The sequence below is a fragment of the Paragemmobacter amnigenus genome (genome assembly GCF_009908265.2).
GTDB lineage: Bacteria > Pseudomonadota > Alphaproteobacteria > Rhodobacterales > Rhodobacteraceae > Paragemmobacter > Paragemmobacter amnigenus.
In genome coordinates, this window is record NZ_JAAATX020000003.1 from 190,834 (window position 1) to 211,599 (window position 20,766).

The window sequence follows — 20,766 nt, forward strand, 5'->3', positions numbered from 1 at the left end:
CGCGCAAGTCCTAACTAGCCGGGCAGGGCGACAGATTCTGACACGACCCAAGTCTATTCATTAACCAAGGGCAGATTCGCCCCTCGAATCCGTCCGGCGTCACAGTCATTCAGGAGGCGACCTTGCCCCCCTTCCGTTTCATCCACTCTGCCGATCTCCACCTCGGCCGCCGTTTCGGTGGCTATCCCGACGACCTGCGCGGCCGTCTGGTCGAGGCGCGGCATAACGCGATCAACCACCTGATCACCGCGGCAAAATTCCACGACGCCGAGCACATCCTCATCGCAGGCGACCTCTTCGACAGCGAAACCCCGACCGATCCCGTCTGGCGGCAGGCCTTGGCCGCGATGGGGGCGAACCCGGCCCTTCACTGGTGGATCATCCCCGGCAACCACGACAGCCTTGCCGCAGAGTCCCTCTGGTCCCGCTTCCGTGAACAGGCCCCCGCCAACGTCCACCTCCTCGACGATGTCGAACCCGTGGAAATCGCGCCCAACGTCTTCCTGCTGCCGGCCCCGCTGCCCCGCCGCTATCCGGGCCGCGACCTCACCTCCCATATGCCCGGATGCGAGACGGACCCCCGCGCCTTCCGCATCGGGCTGGCCCACGGGTCGATCCAGAACTTCTCGGAAGAAGGCGTACGCGCCGAGGATACCATCCCGCCCGACCGCGCCGCCACAGCACGCCTCGACTACCTCGCCCTTGGTGACTGGCACGGCCATGTCCGCGTCGGCGACCGGACATGGTATCCCGGCACGCCCGAACGCGACGCCTTCACCCATGACGGGCGCGGCACCTGCATCTGCGTCACACTCAACGCACCCGGCTCCCCGCCTCAGGTCGAAACCTTCCCGACCGGCCGCTTCGCATGGCATGACGAGGTGCTGCCCCTTCTTCCCGGCCAGAACGCGACTGATGCCCTCGCCGCCCTCCTGCCGCCGGACCGGGCCGACCGCCGCGACCATCTGATGCGCATCCGCGCCACGGGCCGCGCCACGCTGGCCGAACACGCCGCCCTGACCGAGGCCGCAGCCGCCGTCGCCCCGGACTTCGCATGGTTCACCCTCGACACCACCGCCCTCGAAACCGAGGTCGAAGCCACCGACCTCGACCAGATCGACCGCGCAGGTGCCCTGCGTCTTGCCGCCGACCGCTTGAAAGACCGCGCCGACGATGCGGCCCTCGACGGCGAAACACGCCGCACGGCTGCCGCCGCCCTCAACCGCCTGTATGGCTACCTGCGCGAGGATCGGGCATGAAACTCGTCTCCATCGAACTCTCCGACCTCCGCCGCTTCGTCGCCCCTGTCCGCATCGACGGCATCGGCCCCGGCCTGAACGTGCTCTGCGCGCCGAACGAATTCGGCAAATCCACCCTCTTCGACGCGCTGCAAGCCCTGTTCTTCCAACCCCACCGCTCGAAATCCAAGGAAATCAACGCCCTACGTCCGCATGTCGGCGGCTCGCCCTGCGTGACGGTCGAGGTGGAGCTGAGCGATGCCCGCTACACCCTGTCCAAACGCTGGCTAAGCAAGGCACAGGCCACGGTGCATCGCAACGGCAACCTCATCCATCAGGCCGACGATGCCGAAGCCTTCATCTCGGCCCTCGTCCAGTCCGAAGGGGATGGCGGGCCTGCGGGCCTTCTCTGGGTGCGTCAGGGACTGACACGGCTGGAAGGCGAAGGCGACAGCGCAAAGGAAAGGGACGCCGCCAAAGCCGCCCGCCGCAACCTGATGACCTCTGTAACAGGCGAGGTCGAGGCCTTGACCGGCGGTCGCCGCATGGACAAGGCACTGGCCCGGACCCGCGAGGAACTGGCGAAATACGTGACCGCAACCGGTCGACCGATGAAGGGAGGTCCACTTTCGGACGCCGAAACCCTCGTCGCGACCCTGACGGAAGAACAGGCGCGACTCGAGGCGACTGCCCGTCAACTGACCGCCGCACTCGCGCGCCGCCGTGACGTGGTGAAAGCCTTGACCAGCCTGACCGCGCCCGACGAAGTCGAGACGCGCCAGACCCGCCTCGAAGACGCCACTCGCGCCCTTGATGAGGCCAAGCGCCACGCCGACACGCTGGGCAACGCGACCGCCGCACTGCGGGCGGCGGAGATGTCTCAGGCCACCCTGTCCGACCGCCTCTCGGCCCTCCACCGCGCCCAATCCGCCTGCGCAAAGGCAAAGGCCGATCTGCAATCCGCCGAAGCCACAGCCCGCGCCGCTAAGGAAACCAGCGCACAGGCCGACGCCGCCCTTTCGCCCCTCGCCGACGCACTCGCCGCTGCGCGCCACGCGAAAACCACCGCCGACGCCGAACTGGCCGAGGCGAACCGCGCCGTCGCATCCCTTGCCGCCGCCGCCCGCCGCAAGGATCTTGCCGACCGCATCGGAAAGGCCCGCGCCTTGCTGGAAAAGCGCGCGCCTCTCGCACTGGCCGCGACCCGTGGCCCCGACGCCAAAGCGCTGGCCGAGCTGCAAAATCTTTCGCAAGCCGCAGCACTCGAACGCGCCCTGCGCGACCGCAGCGCAGCCCAGATCATCTTCCACCATACCGGATCCGCCCGCGTCACGACAGGCGGCACCTCGGTTCCCGAAATACCCCTCCCGGTTCTGGCCGAGACCCGCTTCGACATGCCCGGCCTCGGCCACTTCACGGTCAAGCCCGCCGCCGGAAACGACAGCGACGATCTCGCCCGCGCCGAGGCCGCATTCACGACTGCCCTCTCCCGCTCGGGCCTGCCCGATCTGGCCACCGCGCAAACCGAAGCCAACGTCCGCGCAGAGGCGATAGCGGCCCTGCGCGACCTCGACACGAGCCTCACATCTCTCGCCCCGCAGGGCCTGCCCGCGCTCGAGGCCGAACTGTCCGCCCTGCCCGAAGCGGTCACGCCCCGAGAAGGCCTGCCGACCGTGGCCGAGGCCCAGAGAGCCGCCGACCAGGCGGGCATCGCCCTGCAATCCGCCGAAACGGCCCATGAGGCCGCGCGCGCCGAAGCCGAACGCCTCCGCACCGCCGAAGTCCGCGCCAGCGTGCAGGCCACCAGCCTCGCCAACGAACTCGCCCGCGCAGAAGCGGTGCTCGTCACCTTCGGCGAAGACGCAGAGGCCACCCTACTCCCGCAACTGGCCAGCGCCACGACCGCGCTGGAAGAGGCCCGCGCCAAACACGTCGCACTCCTCGCCACCGCCCCAGACCTGATCGCCGCCCAGGCCGCTTTTGACCGCGCCAAGTCGATCGTCGAAAGCGCCCGCAGTGAAACGACGCGGCTGGAACTGGAACGTGCCCAACTCGACACGGAAATCAAGATCCAGTCCGGCGCAGGCGTCATGGAGGAACTGGCCGACATCACGACCCGCCTTGCCGCCGCCACGGAGTCCCTTGCCACAATCAGCTTCGAGGTCGCCGTCCTCAAGGAACTCGCCGCGACCCTGGAGACCGCCCGCAACGAAGCCCGCGACCGCTATTTCGAACCCGTCCTCGCCGAACTGCGGCCGCTTCTCCGCATGCTCTGGCCGGATGCCGAATTGCGCTTCGACGGCGAAAGCCTGCTTCCCACGGCCTTGGTCCGCGACGGGCGCGAAGAGCCGCTCTCGATCCTGTCAGGAGGCACGCAGGAACAGATCGCCCTCCTCGTCCGCCTCGCCTTCGCCCGCCTCCTCGCCGCCCGAGGCCACCACGCACCCATCATCTTCGACGACGCGCTGGTCTATACAGACGACGACCGCATCGAAAAGATGTTCAACGCCCTTCACGCGCAGGCCTCAGGCCAGCAGATCATCGTGCTCAGCTGTCGGCAAAGGGCGTTCCGGGATCTGGGCGGGATGGCACTGACGGTGCGTGAGGGATGACCCTGTCGCGCACCCCTGACTGCACGCACGCATTGGAGCCGTCACGGGTTTCGGAAACGAACTCTTGCATGTGAAGCTCATGCCGGAACTGATGTTCAGCAGCAGCGCTAGGTCGCGTGGCAGTCGCCACTCAGGGAGACCAGAGGAGACTGTCAGGCGTAGCGAAGGCAAAGACTGTTTCGCAGACACGGCATCGACACTTTGGGCGGAAAGCGGACGGTCGCGAACTTTTGATTGCAGATCGGAAAAGCAGACAGTCGCATGGAAGCCTGCCCCGGCCAGGACCGGAGCAGGCGCGACCGATCAGCCGAGGACGTTTGCCAGGGTCACGGGACTACCCGACTTGGCCGATTGCGTCGCAGCCTCGGCCATCGCGAGCGCGGCCACGCCGTCATCCAGGGTAACGGGCAGTGCGGAACCTGCATTCACTGCCGCCACGAATGCCGCCCATTCCGCCGCATAGGCAGGCATGTAACGTTCAAGGAAGAAGTAGGTGGGTTTCGCCCCCGTCACGCCTGCGGTGGTGGATTTCACCACCGTATTCTCCAGCATGTTCTGGGCTTGCAGCAGGCCTTCCGACCCCAGCAGTTCGACCCTCTGGTCGTAGCCATAGACCGCGCGGCGGCTATTTTTGATCACCGCGATCCGCCCGTCGGCATAGGTCAGCGTCACGACCGCCGTATCCACATCGCCCGCCGCGCCGATTGCCTGATCGACGATGCTGGTGCCGACCGCTGACACCGTTACAGGGGCCGCGCCCATGATGAAGTTCGCCATGTCGAAGTCATGGATCATCATGTCACGGAACAGGCCGCCCGAGACCTTGATGTAGGCAACTGGCGGCGGTGCGGGGTCGAAGGATGTAATCGAAAGGAGTTCGGTCTTGCCGATCTCGCCACGATCCGCCGCCGCCTTGAGCGCCGAGAAGTTCGGGTCGAAGCGGCGGTTGAAGCCGATCATCACCGGCTTGCCGTTCTTGGCCGCCACCTTTTGACAAGCCTGGGCCCGCGCCAGCGACAGATCGACCGGCTTTTCGCAGAGCACGGCCTTGCCCGCGCCCGTCGCCCGTTCGATCAGGTCCGAATGGGTGTCGGTCGAGGTGGCAATCAGCACGGCGTCGATGGCGGGATCGTTCAGGATCGCGTCCGTGGACCGCGCCTCGGTCCCGTATTGCGCGGCCAGCTTCGCGGCTGCATCCGCGTTGATGTCCGACACGGCAACAAGGGTGGAGCCGGGGTTGGTGGAAATGGCAGTCGCATGGACGCCCGCAATGCGCCCTGCGCCCAGAAGGCCTACTTTCAGCATTTGATGTTCCTTTGATTATTGGCCGAGAGCGGCCTTGAAGGCTTCGAACTCGGCGTCCTGCATGGCCACATTGTGCTGCGGCTGCGGGTAGGCACCGGTATTCACGTCCGCGATGAACTCCTTGAACGCGGCGATGCGTTCGGATTGCAGGCGGGCATATTCAGCCGCGAAGTTGCGGTAGGTCTTGGCGTGGCGCGGCTTGTGACCGTCCGTGCAGCCCAGAACATCCTCGGCGAACAGGTATTGCGCATCAGCCCCCGGCCCCGCGCCCATGCCCAGCATGATCATCGGCGTGTTCTTCGAGATGAACTCGCCCAGACGGTCCGGCACGACCTCCAGCTCCGCGCCGAAGCAACCGATGGCCTCCAGTTGCTTCACATGGTCCCAGACGGCCCGCGCCTCGGTCGCGGTCTTGCCCACGGCGCGCCAGCCTGTCCATGTGATGTAGGACGGGATCAGGCCCACATGCGCGACGATCGGCACATGGTTGTCGCAAAGCACCTTCTGAATATCCAGCGATGCGGCGCAATAGAAGCAGTCGCCCCCCATCGCGGTAAATCTGAAAGCCGCGCGCAGGTAATCCTCGGCCGTGGCAAGCTGGCCATAGGGACCAAAGGGCAGCCCCACCTGCACGAAGCAGCGCCCCGCCGCCTCGCGCATTTCGGGGCCGAAGAAGCGGCTTTCGATGGACAGCATGTCGATCCCCGCCGCATCCGCCGCCGCCGCCTCTTCCAGCGTGGTGACGTAAAGCATGGAGATCTTCTGCCCTCGCGCCTTCATTGCGCGGATGTCGTGGACGGTCGGACGGTTCGCCTTGTGGACCATGATTACACCGTGAACGCTGTGCGGAAGGCTTCGAGGGCAGCCTTCTCATCGCCCTTGGCAAAGGCTTCCATGCCGACCGGGCCGGCATAGCCCATCGCCTTCAGCGCAAGCGCAACGCCGCGATAGTTGATCTCGCCTGTGCCGGGTTCGCAGCGGCCAGGATTGTCGGCGACCTGCACTTCGCCGATCCACGGCAGGCAGGCCTCGCACCAGCGGATCAGGTCGCCCTCGCCGATCTGGGTGTGGTAGAGGTCGAGATTGATGCGAAGCTGCGGACGGTTCACCGCCGAAACCAGCGACAGCACCGCCTCGGTCGACCCGAAAGGGCAGCCAGGGTGGTCGATGGGGTTGAGGTTTTCGAGCGTGAAGACCACGCCCATCTCCTCGCCCAGGTCGCAAATCCGGTTCAACGTATCGCGGGCGCGCAGTTCCGCGCCGGGAGCATTCGAGCCGATACGCGGGATCGGAATGCCCATATCGCCCAAGCCGGTGCCGTGCAGGTTCAGCCGATGCACACCCAACCGCTTGCCCACCGCAGCCGTTTCGCGGGCCGAGGCCAGAAGCATATCCGCGCCTTCCTTGTCGGCCAGACGCCCCTCAAGATACCCGTTCATGATCGTGAACGTCGCCCCCGTCCGCTCCAGCGCGGCCAGATCATGTGCGGGCCAGTTCCACAGCCCCACGCCAAACCCCATCTCCTTCAGACGCGAAGCGCGCCAATCGATAGGACGGTCTCGCCACAGCATCTCGGCACAGGCGGCAAGTTGGAAGGTCATGTCAGATCTCGATATAGACTTGGCCGTCCTGAACCCGGACGGGGAAGGTTTTCAGGTTCACGCAGGCGGGCGCACGTTTCGCCTCGCCGGTGCGATAATCGAAGGTCGCGTTGTGCTTCGGGCATTCCACCGTGCCCTCCATCACGAGGCCGTCGCAGAGATGAACCTTCTCGTGGCTGCAGATCCCGTCCATCGCGTGGAAGGTGTCATCCTCGCTGCGGATGATCACGAAGGTCTGGCTGCCGTGGTCGAAGCGGATCAGGTCATCGAGTTCTATATCTTCGGTCGCGCAGGCGCGGGTCCATGTCGGCATGGGTCTGTCCTCGGGTCTTGATTTCGATCAGGGAGCGGCGGTCCGGAGGGAGACCGGACCGCCGTTGCAGCGCGACAGCGGGTGGAGGACCGCCGCCACGCCGAAAGGGTCAGGCCTGAACGGCCTGCGGCGGGTGGCCATCATGCGTGGCCATGTATCCTTCAATCTCGCCCTCCAGCGAAGCCATCGACGCCCCGCCTGCCATAAGATCGGTGATCTCTTCCCGCGTCTTCTCGCCCTTGCGGAAATCGGCGGCCACCGCACCACGGATCAGCACGGCGAAGTGGTCACCCACGGCCATGGCATGCATCACCTGATGGGTGATGAAGATCACGGCCAGACCCCGCCGCTTCGCCTCGTTTACGATGCGCAGGACGTGGGTCGCTTGCTTCACGCCAAGGGCTGCGGTGGGTTCGTCAAGGATCAGGACACGCGCGCCGAAATGCACGGCGCGGGCGATGGCCAGCGACTGGCGTTCCCCACCCGACAGGCCACCGACCAGACGGTCGCCGTCGGTGATGCGGGTGATCCCCATGTCCTGCACGGCCTTGACCGCGATGGCATTGGCGCGGGCGCGATCATAGATCTTGAACGGCCCCCAGCCCTTGGTGGGTTCGACGCCGACAAAGAAGCTGCGCCCGATCGACATCAGGGGGAAGGTTCCGCCGAATTGGTGGACGGTGGAAATCCCCGCCTCCTGCGCGACACGGGGCGCAGGGAATATCACCTCTTTCCCGTCAAGCTCGATTGTCCCCGTGGTGGGCTGGTGGACACCGGACAGGATCTTGATCAGCGTCGACTTGCCAGCACCGTTGTCGCCCAGAAGACAAAGCACCTCACCGGGCCGCACTTCCAGATTGATGTCATGCAGGACGTCGATGGGACCGAAGGACTTGTTGATGTTCTTCAGCGCAAGGATGGGAGCGGTCATGTCAGGCCCCTTTCTTCTTGGTCGTGGCCGAAAGGGCCATCTTGCGGAAGGTGTTGTTCATCAGCACAGCCAGCAGCAGCAGCACTCCGATGATCAGGGCCGACCAGTTCCGGTCGAAATCGGTGTAATAGATGCCCTGATTGACGATGGCGAAGGTGATCGTGCCGAAGAAGATCCCCACCACCGACCCGAAGCCCCCGGTCAGCAGCACGCCACCCACGACGACCGAGATGATCGAGTTGAAGATGAAGCTCTGCCCGCCCGCGACCTGCGCCGAGTTGTAGAGGATCGCCTGGCACATCCCCACGAAGGCGGCGGATGTGGACGAGAGAACGAAGAGAAGGATCGTCATACGGTCCGTCGGGATACCAGCATTCCGCGCTGAAACCTTGTCGCCCCCCATGGCGAAGATCCAGTTCCCCTTGGGCGAGAAGTGGATGAAGAACACATAGGCCGCCGTCAGCACCAGCCACCAGATCACCATGACCTGCAGCTGCCCGCCGAACAGGAAGTCGCCGAAGATCACCTTCGCCGGACCCTCGACCGTCAGAGCGACAGAGGTGGATTTGGTGATCAGCACGGTCAGGCCCAGCACGATGCCCTGCACCGCAAACAGGCTGCCCAGCGTCACGATCAGCGACGGCACGGCGGTGCGGATCACCATGTATCCGTTGATCAGACCCACCGTCACGCCGAAGGCCATCGTCACCGCAATGCCCAGCCAGATCGACATACCGTAGTGGCCGGAGATGACGGCCACCGTCATCGCCCCGAATGGCACCATCGCACCGACGGAGATATCGAGTTCCCCTGCGATCATCAGCAGCCCCACCGGAATGGCGATGATGCCAAGGTTCGCGGCCACGTTCAGCCAGCTCGACATGCCCGCAGGCTTCAGGAAGGTCAGCCCGCCGAAGGCTGCAAAGAAGATCAGGACGGCCAGAAGGCCCAGAAACGCCCCCGCCTCGGGGCGGCGCAGAAGGCTGCCGAGCGACAGGTTCGATCCGTGCGCTGGCATGGCCTCGACAGGCCGGCTTGCTGTGGTGGAGGTCATGGCGTTTCCCTTTCCGTCAGACCGTAGGTGACGCGCGCTGCGTCGGCAGGAATGTCCGGCCCACCCTCTGGTGGGCCGGATGGTCAACGTATCAGCGTGCGCCCTTGGCGACACCGGCCAGCGTCGCGTCGATGTTCGACGCATCCACGATCCCCGGTCCGGTCAGCACCGGGAAGATCGGCAGATCGGTGCCGAAGTCGATATGCGAGGCCAGCAAGCTGACGGCGAGGTAGGATTGCAGGTAGGGCTGCTGGTCGATCGAGAAGAGCTGCGTGCCACCCTTGATCCGGTCCAGACCCGCCTGGTTCATGTCGAAGGAACCCAGCAGCGTGGTGCCGGTCTTGCCTGCCTGCTCGACCGCGATCGCCGCGCTATCCGCGTCGCCAGCCGAGATGGTGATGACCCCGTCAATGGTTTCGTCTTTCAGCAGTTCGGCCTTGATCGCCTCGGCAACCGCCGTCGCGTCCCCAAAGCTGGTGGACGGAAGCGGAAGCTGCGCGCCCTTGCCACCCTTGCCGGTGATCCCGTCGATCACGCCCTTGCAGCGGGCTTCGATATTCGCGGTGCCGGGAAGCGTATTGATGCACAGGACGTTCTTCTGCCCATTGTCACCGAAGTATTCGCCGCCCGCGACGCCAGCCACATATTCATCCGACCCGACATAGTTGATCGCGCCCAGTTCGCGGGCCTTCTCGGCCCCGCCCGCGTTCATCAGGATGACCTTGATGCCCGCCGCGATGGCATCCTTGATCGCCGGATCTTCGGCTTCCGGCACCCAGTTCGGGATCACGAGTCCATCCACTTCCATGCTGATCGCGGTGCGGATCAGTTGCACGACGTCGGGGGCGAAGTTGTCGTAATTCACGAGGCGCAGGTAGTTCACCGAACCGCCATTCGCTTCCACCATCGGGGTCGCGTCGTCGATGCCCTTCTTGATGATGTTCCAGAAGGCATCATCGTTCGATCCGCCCACGACAGCGATATCCGCCGCCATCGAGGCGCTGCCCGCGAAGGCGACAAGCGCGGTCGTGGCAAGGACCTTCGTCAGGTTTGCAAGTCTCATGGTCTGTCCTCCCTTTGGTGCCCCCGGTTCTCCGACGGGCGTTGGTGTTGGTGGGATTGACCGGCGCGCCCCCTCCTCCGGGACACGCGCCGGATCTCGGGGTCAGGTGCGGGCCGCCTTGGCGTTCATCCGCGCTTTCTTCTTCTCGAACCGGGCCTGCATGATCGCATCGCCCTCTTTCGAACCGTCGTGCCAATAGCCGAACCACTTATCCAAGGGGATCAGCCCATCGCCGCCGTAATTCACCTCGAAGTATTTGTGGTGCAGGTAATGGGCATAGGCGTGGCTATCGAGCGTCTTGTCTTCGGTGATCTCAAGCTTGTCGAAGCCGATATGCCCGTTCACCGCGCCGAAGCCTGCGATATGCAGCTGGAACATGGCGATGATAGGGTTCGACGGGATGATCAGGTGCCAGAAGGCCACCGCGTGATAGAGGAACCCTTCGACAGGGTGCATCGACAGCGACGACCACGGGCTCGGGTTTACCGAATTGTGGTGGACCGAATGCACCCATTTATACAGCAGCGGCGTATGGATCAGCCGGTGGATCGCGAAGAAATGCACCTCATGGATCGCCGGGGCCAGCAGCACGATCGCGGCAAGATACCAAGGATTGTCCGACCAGCTCAGCCACGGCACATAGCCCGCGGCGAAGGCATGCAGGAAGATCACCTCGACCAGCGTCCAGAGCGGGATGGAGATGAAGAAGGACCGCAGGAAGTTGTCGATATTCTGCGACTTGAACCAGAACACGTCCGAAGGCTGCTCTGACGGGAACTTCGCATTGTATTTGAACCGCGTGCCCTGCTTGCGGCGGACATACCAGAACAGCTCGACCGAACCATACATGACAAATATCGCCGCCGCATTCACGGCATAGAGCCAGAGCGCCCAGCCCCAGGACAGGGTCTTCATCACCTCGACATCCGGCACGACGTAGAACCAGTAAAGCAGCGCCGTCGCCATGTGGAACGCGTTCCACGGGAACAGGTATTCCGGCACCCAGCGCAGCACCTTCACGATGCTGAACGGGCGGAGCCAGAACGGGGCCACCTCCAGATGAGCGTTCGGGGCCCAGTCGCCACGCTTGTTGCGGGTGCCGAATTGCAGATCGTCCATCTTCGTCCTTCCTCTTCCTTTCGGTCGGGGGTCCGGACGAAACACGACATCGTCCCGCGGGCCCACACCACGCGGCACCGGGGCAAGGCCCCGCCGTCATTCCTGTCCGAAATCACCCTCCCTACGGCTGCGAAGACTCAGGGAGCCGCCACGCCGCGATGGCGGGAAATAAGCGCCTTGACGCATATCAAATCAACCCGCCATGATAGCGGAAACATGAAATCGTATCATTCACATCATCAATCAAGCAAAATGATACGAACCAGATCAGGACCGCAAATGCGCCGCCCCACGATCCCCGACCTTGCCGAAGCTGCCGGTGTCTCGGTCGCCACGGTGAACCGCGTCCTGTCAGGCGCGGAAAATGTCCGCCTCGCCACCCGCGAGCGCGTCCAGCAGGCGGCGGCTGAGATCGGCTTCTACGGCCTCGGCTCGATCCAGGCCCGCGTCTCCGCCGCCCGCCCGAGGCTGCGCTTCGGCATCCTGCTCTTGCAACCCCACCGCCCCTTCTATCGCAACATCGCCACCGCGATGGAAGAAGCCGCCGCTGCCGCGACTGGCGCAGAGGTGGACCTGCGGATCGAGTTTCTGGAAGACCTCTCGCCCCAGAACGTCGCCGACCGCGCCCTCGCCCTTGCCAGCGATTGCAACGCCATATGCCTGACCGCCGCCGTTCATCCGGTCGTGAGCGAGGCGCTAGAACGTATCCAGTCGCAGGGCATCCCCGTCTTCGCCTTCGTCTCGCAGATCAGCGTCACGGGCCAGATGTCCTATATCGGGCTCGACAACTGGAAGGTCGGCCGCACCTCCGCATGGACCTTTGCCAACATCTGCAAGGCACCGGGCAAGATCGGCATCCTGATGGGCAACCCGCGCTACCGGAACCAGGAGATGAACGAGACGGGCTTCCGCTCCTACTTCCGCGAACACGCCCCCGACTTCACCCTTCTAGAACCCATCTCCACCTTCGAATCCGCCGCAGTGGCGCAGGAGATGACCGAAAAGCTGCTGTCCGATCACCCCGACCTCGCCGGCCTCTACATCTCTGGCGGCGGCATCAGCGGCGCACTCGCCGCCCTTCGATCCAGCGGCAAGGCCGGAAAGATGGTCGTCGTCGGCTACGACCTGACCGAAGTCACCCGCGCTGCCCTACTCGACGGCACCATGACCCTCGTCATCTCCCACCCCCTCGCCCGCCTTGCGCGCGACGCCATCGACGGCATGATCCGCGCCTGCGCCAACCCCGGCAGCAATCAGACCAGCATCGCGCCCTTCGATATATTCACGCGGGAGAACATCTGAGGCGACGGTCTGCTTTCCAATGTGACGTAGGGCAGCTATGGGCCGATCGCTGCCGAAACCGAGCAACGCAAACGGTGGGACAGAGAAAGATTGGAACACGGCCGGATGAGACCGGGCCTCAACACCCAAAAGCACATCCCGACGATCGTCCCGCTACCTTTCAATTAATGAGATTCTTGGGATGAACGAAGAAACCCAGTCCATCGTGCAGTTGATCCGCTCCGACATGATTGGCTTTGCCGTGTCGGGGAAGGTCGGAAAAAGCAAACTGCAACCCCGCATTGCCCAAGTGCTGTCCTCATCGGGCTATGACGTGGACCGTGAAGACATGAGTGGCTTCTTTCCGGCCGGACTTCCGGCTTGGCGTGACAAAACGACCGGTGCAATCGTTGCAACCACGGCCAGACGCCGCATCGATCTAGTCATTCGCAAGCACGGTTCAGTCGTGTGTTTGATCGAGACCGAGTCCGACTTGAACGACCTTCGCGAACACGGTGTTTCAGGCCGATCCGATCATTATGACGTCTTCAGCATGGCCAGAAGCGCCGCAGGGGCCTGGTTCGACTCCTACAAATCTTTGGAGCGGATGGCAGCGGCAGCATGGTATGCAACCGGTCGCAGGGAGGACGCGCTGGCTGATCTGAGATCAGAGCTACCCGAAGATCACAATCCTGCAGGTTTCGGACTGATACTCGTCACTGGCTCTAGCCGCGCCTTGGACCGCCGCATTCTTTCTCCGCGCTTGAAGTCTCTCGGGGCGAACCTTGTCAGTGTAACCGCGAGGTAATACTGCCTTGTGCAGGCCATCTCGGCACCTTTCGTCCCACAGGCGCGACCGTGCCGCAGCATTCTGCCCCGCTCTGCGTCAAAGCGGGGCAGCATCAAGAGGCAACTTGTAGCAAGTGAGCACGACGAATGGCGTCGCGGTCAGTTCATCACTTCAAAATTGATGGGCCAATGAATCGATGACCAATCCTCCTGCAATTCAGCCAGATCAGCAGTAGCCAGCGCTTTCAGAGCATAGCACTTGACACCCAGACCTTGCAGTCGTTCGTGAAGATCTCCAGCAATTTTACGTGCGGGTTCAAAGACCATGCTCATCTGCTCGATGGGCTTGCCAACGCACCTACCCATCACCTGCTGAAGGGCATAAATCCGCCATTCAAGCCCACCAGCCGAGATCGTGCAGTCCAACTCACGCCGGAGAGAATCCACCTTGTTTTGCGCATCTTGTGCAGCCCATTCCTTCAGAGAAAGTTTCTCCTCAAGCACTGCAATCTTGTTTTTGATGGACATAAAATCGGCGAAAACATCAGAAGCCATGTCCACTGCCTCACAGTAGTCGACATACTTCGATCGGATAGCCGCAACATCTACGGCGACCGCATGTTCCTTCTCGTGGCGACACTTCGCTTTTGCATCTTCGGCAATATATGCCAGCAGCCCAGTGTTCTCGATGTTGACCGCCCATTCACGCACCGCGGCCAACAGACGCTCGTTCACATACCAAGAGCCACGGCTGTCATCCCACATGGCCGTAGGAAACTGCCCTACGAAAAGAGCAGTCGCTGCGCTGTCGAACCGCACCCACGCTCCCGGTGCTTTTTCCTTCAAAGAAATTTCCTCAATGATGATGGCTGCCACGTGGTTTCTCCCGGTTTTGCTTCACTGCGACCGGGAGATGGGTTGCGCTGGCTGACGCGGAAGAAAGTTTTCTGGACTTCCCCGAAGATATCTGGTGACAGCATCGAAACATGACCGCGGCGCATGCAATGATCCAAGAGGCGTCATGACTATTCGCCCGCCATCGTTACGTCATCAAGCTTCGGCACGTGTCTTCGATGGCGTGATCGTCCGGAATACTAACCAAGTCCCAAACATCCAGGACAGGCGGCGCGTCTTTCTCGCGGCCAAGGGCGTCCAGAAGCTCAAGGCGCGCGTGCTGAGAAGGAAGTTCTTCCGCAAGGCGGGCAAAGACGGCGCGGATGGTATCATTCTGCTCATGGCGTCCATATCGCGGACCGGACGACCCCCAACCCATGTCGTGATCTAGGATAATGGTCTTCGCCAGATCGAGGTCCGAAAAGAAAGACAGACAGCCTGGTATGGGAAATCCGATACGCACAATCACCCTAATGCCATGAAAGACAGAGACAATTGTCTGCGTCGGCAGACCCGTCCGTTCAAGCGCAAAGCTCAGGAACGGATCCGTCTCGGCCAAAACCCGAAGGATGGCATCATGAACCACCTGCTTGTCGACTTCTGCGCCAAGCCTGGCAAAGCATGAACTGATCATTTCGGAGAATGATTGCTCTGTTGGATGCACCGCGCCCCCCTTCTTATCCCACGTCCAAGCCAACTGCCGGCCGGACGCGAACGCATCCGGCCCGGGCGACCCCGGGCCGGATTATTTCAGCGCATCGCGCGGCGGAGCCTGCCGATGATCTGCTCCGCCCGGATCTCGTCCAGAACCAGCTGGCGAAGCCGCCGGTAGTCTTGCAGCCGCGACCAGAAGACCCGCATCGCGTCCAGATCGGGATCATCCAGCGGATAATCGTCGGTCGACCCGCGCCGCGCGATCTCGACATAACCCGGCAGGTGCCGTCCGAAATGCGCGAGGATATGCGTGGCGAGGGTGACGAGCGGAGCCTCCTGCTCCGCCGCGAAGACCTCACCGGCCGCGAGTTCGGCCATCAGGTTGCGGATGGCACGCAGATCCGATCCCACATCGAGGTCGACGCTGTCCCAGAGATCGGGAAGCAGACGCGCAGCCTGGATCGTCGCCACGACCTTGTCGTGGAGATCGGCAGTCTTCGGAAGAATGACCATGATCATGGCCCCCTGTTTTCGACGGCGTTATGTGCCGCCCAAGACCGCGCCACCAAAACGAGGGTGACGCGGGTGCCGCTCATGCCGCGCGCTCCGGCATGATGGACGGCGAAAGATCGGCAGGCAGGCCTCCGATGCGGTCGGCGAGGCCGTCGGACAGCATGCAGATCTCGTAAACGACGGGATCCGCAGGATCGATCGCCGCGAAATGGACGCTCTCGTCACAGTCTGGATCACCTACATGTTCGAGCGACAGCAGTCCGTGCAGAACCTTCAGTTCGCGGACATGTCGACGGGTCAGCTGACCATCAGACATCAGGTCAGCCACCAGCCTTGCTGTGCGGCGACGGGCAGGCAGACCGCCGAGAAGGAGCGACGCGTTGATCAGCGCGTCGCCGTTCTCGTAGACCCAGGCGAGCAGAAGGGCGATGGCAGGGTGAAAGTGAAGCATGCGGGATCTCCCGTTGTCCCGACCGCGGACCGGCCGGGTTCAAGCTCGCTCCCTCCTTCCGAGCGAAAGACAGAAAGACAGGACGAAAGCGCCCTGTGCGTGATCTTCCTCCGGGGTGTCCCGGCGTCCTTTGCCCGCGCCCCTCGCCTGCGGGGGTGCGGACAAAGGAAGACGGACACAAGCCTGTGTCTCTCCCTACTGCGTCTGATCCAGCAGAGCGTGCGCGGTGACCACGGCCGTCCTCGTCCGACGCGCCGCAACATAGCGCATAAGGTGCTGCGTCTGCCGATGTCCGATCAGTTCCCGGGCCGCGACTTCGCCGCCAGGCATGAGTTCGGTGGCCGCCGTCGCAACGATGGCACGCATGCCATGCGCCCCAGTGCCGATTTGCGGCTTCATGGCGCGCGAGTACCATTGATAAACTGCCCGGGTTCCATCGTACTGCGTGATCAGAGGCTTGCGGTCCCGCAGCGCCTTCGCTCTGAGTGCTACAAGCATGTCGGCAGGCGCATCTTGAAGGATGACCGCGTCGAAGAACGGATTCAGCCAGGCCGGCAGCATGGCATCAATCTCTACAGGGGCCGGAGAAGACGCTGATTTCTGCGTGAAATAGTGCAGGCGGTACTCTCCTGCATCTTCCTCCCAGAAGACCGTCTCGCCGAACGTGTGCAGGCTGAAATCGAGGGGGCGCGCAGGGTCATAGCAGGACAATGCCATCGCCAAAGCCCGGTTGCGTGCCGCGTGCCGGTGATGCGGCGCGGCAATCCCATCCGCCCTCCGAAGCTCTTCCAAAGCCGCATCCCGGATGTCGTTCCGCGACGGCGCTTGATCCAGTGCCACCCATTTCTTCGGCCGCTGAGGGGCCTCCTTCCGGGCGAGTTCCGACATGGTCACATGCAGGGTCTTGATCAGCTCCTTCGGCATCCCGCAGTACCTGGCGAAGCGATGAAGCTCTTCGAAAGCCGAACGGATGTAAGCGTAGCGAGGCGTGCCGTCATTCTTGGCCGCGGACCGGGCGACGAGGTCCGCATAGAACGCCTGACGGGCGGCCAGATCATTCAGATCGATCTCGGCCCCCGCATTCCGCGCGCTGAAGGCAAACATGCACAGACGGTTCTCCAGCCGCGTGTAGATGCTGGGCGCGGGTGCCGGAATGTGGCGTTCCATGCCCATCCTCATCTCTTCCAACGCATCGCGCCATGCCGCGGGCAACTCGGCCACAGGAAGGGAAACCGCACGCTTGTAGTCGCGGTTCGGCCCCTTCGTGATACCGCGGAAGTTCTCCGCATGGGCAACCGCCTCCGCCGCCGCCCGCGCCATCCGGCTGAGCGAGGCCGAAGGGTTGAAAAGCTCCAGAGCCTCGGCAACCAGCGCAAGCTTTCCCGAAGTGTAGCCGTGCAGACGGGCGAAGCCGATGCAATGGCCCATGTCCACCTCTTCCGGCCCTTCCGTGTCCAGCCAGCGGACGAAGGGCTCCAGCGCGACGATCTGTTCCTCCGACAGGTCGTGAGACCGGGGATCGACGGCGATGCAGGCCATATGCGGCTCGCGCAGCAGGTGCTGTGCCTTGGCCGAGATCATTTCGACATCTCCTTCTCGCGCGCGTCGAGGACCTCGTAGGTATTGCGACGCAGCTTCTGCTTGTTGATGAAGGCGTAGAACCGCCCGCAGACCGCCGGAGTGTTCCCGAGGAGTTCCGCCGCGATCGGCAGGTTCTCCCAAGAGATGTCCAGAAGACGGGTCGCCTGACCGGCGCGGAAGCGATGCGCGGTCATGGTCAGCCCGCAGGCGGTCGAAGCCTCGAGCATGTAGGTATCGAAGCGCTGGCCGCTCATGCGGTCGGCGGCCTCAGGTGCAGGGAAAAGCCAGGGCAGGTTACGGCCACCGTCCAGAAGCGGACGAACGACCTTGATGTACCACTCGATAACTTCCGAACCATTGCCGGTGATCGGCATGAGCGGGCGTTCCTTCTTCGTCTTGGTGTTCTCGGCCGGGATCCAAAAACGCCACTCCTTGAAGTTCCTGTCCGGGGCCAAGAGATGCGGCTCGGTCCCCAAAAGCTTCAGCTGGAGGATTGCGCCCTTGCGATCGGGTGACCCGCGAAGCGCAATGGCCGCGAACCCCGCAATTGTTCCGAAGGCAAGGAAAGTCGCCCGCTTGCGCCCTTTCAGTTCTGCAGGATTGCCACCGCATTCAGCCAGAATCGCCTCGGCCTTTTCACGGCAAAGAACATGGAGGTTTGCGAAGATCTTTTCCCGCCGCTTGTCCGCCAGAAGGCGCATGCAAAACTCACGGGTCGCGGACCCCATCTCCTGACCCTTCACCCGCGCGCGCTTCAGCATCTCGTTCCCCCGCGAAACCTTCGCGGCATCCGAAACATCCACGCCATTGCGGGAGGCGACGGTGATGATGTCGGTCACATAGCGCAGCACGCTGCCGGGATTGATCGCATCCACCGCCCCGAGGCTGGCCTCGGCGGCAGACAGATAGGCGAACATGGCCTTACCGGTAACCAAAGAGGACAGGTCGTTGACCGCCCCAACCGGATACCCCGCCTTGCCGAGCGTCGTCAGATAATGCCGGAACGAGGCACGATAGCGGTTCGTCGTGCTGACGCTCCGCGGCTCGATCGGCTCCCCCGAATTCTCGTCGATCCCCTTGTTCGATGCCTGCGCGATCCAGGCCGCAACCTGCGCTTCGAGATACTCCGGGACCGAGGCGCGGATGCGACGCGCCTCGACAAAGGTCCCCAGTGGTTCCGGCGGCAGCACCCGGTTCAGTTCGGGCAGCACGGCGCGATACCGCTCAATCGCGGCCAGTCCCCGCGACCACGAGGCACGCTGGTTATAGTGCAGAGAGGTCGCATCCAGACGATCCAGCGCATCCCGATCAGACAGGTGCCACGGCTCGAGGTCGAGCGTGCGCGACGCGGCCGCAAGGCGGTTGATCGCAACAAGGGAAACCCGCGCGACAGCTCCGCCCTGCTCGACGTTCTCCTTCAGGCAGGAGAGCAATTCGTACCAACCGTCGCGCCGCGCATTCAGCACCGCCCGACGATCCGCATCGCCCGAGGCCAACCGCAGCGCCGCCTGCACGCGCCGACGGAAATCCTTGTAGGCCGCAGGGGTCGCGATGTGGCCCGGGAAGGGGTTCGGGTGGCGCTTGCTGGACTTCGGAACGATCCGCGCCAGCGCCTCCTCCGTCGCCGGGATCGTATTCAGCGGCTCGCTCGGGATCAGGACGGTCAGCCGATTGACGGCGGCCGCGTATTCCGCCTTGCCCTTGGCCGCGCAGACATCGCGGACATCCTGCATGGTGAGCACGGCAGCGGCATCGCCGACGTTGGTGAAGGTCGAGTGGTTGATCTGCATGACTGCTCTTTCCTTTTGTTGACCTGCTTCTTTCGCCGCGCCCGTCACCTTGGGCGGGCGCGGCGAAAGAAGCAGGATGCCTGGTTTGGGTTACTGGGTTGGATTTGCTTGTTTTGTTGGGGTTTTGCGGGCGGCTACACAAAGACCACGTGGTTTTTCCGACCCAAAAACAACGTGGTGTTTGTGTATTGTCAGGACGGTGCAGACGCTGTTCCGGCGCTGCCGCGGCTGACGGCCTGAAGGGCATCGCCCGACCGAAGGCCACCCAGCCCCAGCGCATTCGCAGCACGCCGTCCGGCGGTCTTTGCAGGCTCGATCAGCTCCGGCTTTACCGACGTTTCGACAACCTCTCCGTCACGACGATAGGCCGTCACAGCCTCACCCATCTGCCACGCCCGCACATCCCGCGGACGCCAGAGCCGGGTCATCTCGTTGATCGTCAGGGCCGGGGCCGGAAGCACGACACGCCCCCGCTTCTCCCGCCGCTTCAGCGCCTCAGACGTAATGTTCAGCGACGCCGCAAGGCTCTGGATCGTCACCAGCGGTTCCTTCAGTTCCGTCAGGATATCCCCGTGATGCGCCGGCTCGATCCCGTGCAGACAGCGGAAGACGTCCGCCCAGGCGATGTAGACAGGCGCTTTCTCCGACACGCGCATCAAGGGAAGGCGGTTCTTCTCGGCGAAAGCCCGCGCCGTCCGCGGATCGATCGCGCCCAGATGTTCGGCAAGCTGCCGAAGGTTCAAAGTGCCAAGGTCGTAGAGCATGTGGTTCTCCATTTCGTGGGAGATTGGTCGTTTCTGGTTGGGCAGAAATTCTGCGGCCTTGTCCGGGCCTCAGAATTCGAAGTCGTCCCAATCCAGCGGCTTCGCGACGCAGCCGATCATCCGACGATCGAGCAGCGACAGCTCATCGAAGTCGTGCTCGACGCCGCCGATGCCGGGGGTGAAGCTCATGTTCTTCATTTCTCAGTCTCCGTTTTCGCCGCCCTCGGGGCGGCATTTGGGTGCAAGTTTCCTGTCCCGGCGAAGCATGCCCGTCGGGGTGGTTCGATGGTCTGGATGGGGAATTTGCGCTTAGCGCGGGGTCGTTACGGGGTCGGCTTGGCCTCGGTCGGCATCGGTGTTCTCCTGCTCGTCATGACGGAAACATCGCATGCCGAAACCCGCCGCGCAGCTTGTTTTCGGGGTGGGATCAAACCTCGGGCGGGACGCATGCCGGCGGGCCGCCGGTCATTTGAGTCGCAAAGAGTCACGGAAAATCTCAATTATTTTCAAATACTTATGAAGAACTACGCCCCATCCCGACCATCTTGGAAACAACGGTCCGTCTAAATAACGATCAGCCGGACCAGAGAGAATTTGTGCTTTCTTGAAAAAATCTCTTGCGCCGAATTTCTAGCTGTCAACGCGATTCGAATCACTCTGAGAGCATGCCGGCGGTCAGGTTGAAGAGGAGTTTGGCGGTCATCACGTCATTCGCATCAGCCTGCCGTCGCCGCATGCGGACGAACCACAGTTAGGTGCGAGAAAGAGCCAGCCAAAAGCATCCGGCCCCCTCTGCAACCAGGGGGGGCCGGA

The 20,766-nt window shown here is 63.2% G+C and carries 20 protein-coding genes; 4 read left to right on the forward strand and 16 right to left on the reverse strand.

Features of this window, described 5'->3' with window-relative positions:
- Positions 1 to 122: 122 nt before the first annotated feature.
- Together GU927_RS05285 and GU927_RS05290 are read left to right on the forward strand one after the other, a co-directional pair.
- On the forward strand, positions 123 to 1,259 hold the full coding sequence (locus GU927_RS05285; protein ID WP_161761304.1) for a metallophosphoesterase family protein: 1,137 nt from the start codon (positions 123 to 125) through the stop codon (positions 1,257 to 1,259).
- Positions 1,256 to 3,850 (forward strand): AAA family ATPase, encoded by a 2,595-nt coding sequence (locus GU927_RS05290; RefSeq protein ID WP_161761305.1) that lies wholly within the window; start codon positions 1,256 to 1,258, stop codon positions 3,848 to 3,850. The genes GU927_RS05285 and GU927_RS05290 overlap by 4 nt, the downstream gene beginning before the upstream one ends.
- 303 nt (positions 3,851 to 4,153) lie before the next feature.
- Here the strand turns inward: GU927_RS05290 and iolG are convergent, their stop codons facing one another.
- The 8 genes from iolG to GU927_RS05330 form a co-directional block, all read right to left on the reverse strand.
- Positions 4,154 to 5,155 (reverse strand): inositol 2-dehydrogenase, encoded by a 1,002-nt coding sequence (gene iolG, locus GU927_RS05295; protein WP_161761306.1) that lies wholly within the window; start codon positions 5,153 to 5,155, stop codon positions 4,154 to 4,156.
- A gap of 15 nt (positions 5,156 to 5,170) precedes the next feature.
- Positions 5,171 to 5,980, reverse strand: a complete 810-nt coding sequence (locus tag GU927_RS05300) for a 3-methyl-2-oxobutanoate hydroxymethyltransferase (RefSeq protein ID WP_161761307.1) — start codon at positions 5,978 to 5,980, stop codon at positions 5,171 to 5,173.
- Between the two features lie 2 nt (positions 5,981 to 5,982).
- Positions 5,983 to 6,756, reverse strand: coding sequence for a TIM barrel protein (locus GU927_RS05305; RefSeq protein WP_161761308.1), 774 nt, complete (start codon positions 6,754 to 6,756; stop codon positions 5,983 to 5,985).
- Between the two features lies 1 nt (position 6,757).
- Positions 6,758 to 7,069, reverse strand: a complete 312-nt coding sequence (locus GU927_RS05310; RefSeq protein WP_023666974.1) for a MocE family 2Fe-2S type ferredoxin — start codon at positions 7,067 to 7,069, stop codon at positions 6,758 to 6,760.
- A 109-nt stretch (positions 7,070 to 7,178) separates the two neighbouring features.
- Positions 7,179 to 8,000: an ATP-binding cassette domain-containing protein gene (locus tag GU927_RS05315; protein WP_161761309.1), complete on the reverse strand. Its 822-nt coding sequence runs from the start codon at positions 7,998 to 8,000 to the stop codon at positions 7,179 to 7,181.
- Between the two features lies 1 nt (position 8,001).
- A complete protein-coding gene (locus tag GU927_RS05320) occupies positions 8,002 to 9,054 on the reverse strand; it encodes an ABC transporter permease (RefSeq protein WP_217765531.1) in 1,053 nt (350 codons plus the stop codon).
- A gap of 91 nt (positions 9,055 to 9,145) precedes the next feature.
- The gene (locus GU927_RS05325; RefSeq protein WP_161761310.1) at positions 9,146 to 10,117 is read right to left on the reverse strand and encodes a substrate-binding domain-containing protein; all 972 of its coding nucleotides are present in this window, start codon (positions 10,115 to 10,117) and stop codon (positions 9,146 to 9,148) included.
- Positions 10,118 to 10,219: 102 nt separating this feature from the next.
- On the reverse strand, positions 10,220 to 11,236 hold the full coding sequence (locus GU927_RS05330; RefSeq protein WP_023666970.1) for a sterol desaturase family protein: 1,017 nt from the start codon (positions 11,234 to 11,236) through the stop codon (positions 10,220 to 10,222).
- Between the two features lie 279 nt (positions 11,237 to 11,515).
- Here GU927_RS05330 and GU927_RS05335 point away from each other — a divergent pair, with 279 nt between their 5' ends.
- Both GU927_RS05335 and GU927_RS05340 read left to right on the forward strand, forming a co-directional pair.
- On the forward strand, positions 11,516 to 12,538 hold the full coding sequence (locus GU927_RS05335) for a LacI family DNA-binding transcriptional regulator (protein WP_023666969.1): 1,023 nt from the start codon (positions 11,516 to 11,518) through the stop codon (positions 12,536 to 12,538).
- Between the two features lie 181 nt (positions 12,539 to 12,719).
- The gene (locus GU927_RS05340; RefSeq protein WP_161761311.1) at positions 12,720 to 13,325 is read left to right on the forward strand and encodes a hypothetical protein; all 606 of its coding nucleotides are present in this window, start codon (positions 12,720 to 12,722) and stop codon (positions 13,323 to 13,325) included.
- Between the two features lie 140 nt (positions 13,326 to 13,465).
- Here the strand turns inward: GU927_RS05340 and GU927_RS05345 are convergent, their stop codons facing one another.
- The 8 genes from GU927_RS05345 to GU927_RS20445 form a co-directional block, all read right to left on the reverse strand.
- Entirely contained in the window at positions 13,466 to 14,182 is a 717-nt protein-coding gene (locus tag GU927_RS05345; RefSeq protein WP_161761312.1) for a hypothetical protein, read from the reverse strand.
- Positions 14,183 to 14,348: 166 nt separating this feature from the next.
- Positions 14,349 to 14,864, reverse strand: coding sequence for a hypothetical protein (locus tag GU927_RS05350; RefSeq protein ID WP_161761313.1), 516 nt, complete (start codon positions 14,862 to 14,864; stop codon positions 14,349 to 14,351).
- An 86-nt stretch (positions 14,865 to 14,950) separates the two neighbouring features.
- On the reverse strand, positions 14,951 to 15,367 hold the full coding sequence (locus GU927_RS05355) for a hypothetical protein (RefSeq protein WP_161761314.1): 417 nt from the start codon (positions 15,365 to 15,367) through the stop codon (positions 14,951 to 14,953).
- A gap of 79 nt (positions 15,368 to 15,446) precedes the next feature.
- The gene (locus GU927_RS05360; protein ID WP_161761315.1) at positions 15,447 to 15,818 is read right to left on the reverse strand and encodes a hypothetical protein; all 372 of its coding nucleotides are present in this window, start codon (positions 15,816 to 15,818) and stop codon (positions 15,447 to 15,449) included.
- Between the two features lie 195 nt (positions 15,819 to 16,013).
- Positions 16,014 to 17,399 (reverse strand): hypothetical protein, encoded by a 1,386-nt coding sequence (locus tag GU927_RS05365; RefSeq protein ID WP_161761316.1) that lies wholly within the window; start codon positions 17,397 to 17,399, stop codon positions 16,014 to 16,016.
- Entirely contained in the window at positions 17,396 to 19,237 is a 1,842-nt protein-coding gene (locus tag GU927_RS05370) for a site-specific integrase (RefSeq protein ID WP_161761317.1), read from the reverse strand. The genes GU927_RS05365 and GU927_RS05370 overlap by 4 nt, the downstream gene beginning before the upstream one ends.
- A 143-nt stretch (positions 19,238 to 19,380) precedes the next feature.
- Positions 19,381 to 19,965, reverse strand: a complete 585-nt coding sequence (locus GU927_RS05375) for a hypothetical protein (RefSeq protein ID WP_217765532.1) — start codon at positions 19,963 to 19,965, stop codon at positions 19,381 to 19,383.
- 57 nt (positions 19,966 to 20,022) lie between these two features.
- Positions 20,023 to 20,151 (reverse strand): hypothetical protein, encoded by a 129-nt coding sequence (locus tag GU927_RS20445; protein ID WP_269770105.1) that lies wholly within the window; start codon positions 20,149 to 20,151, stop codon positions 20,023 to 20,025.
- Between the last annotated feature and the right edge of the window lie 615 nt (positions 20,152 to 20,766).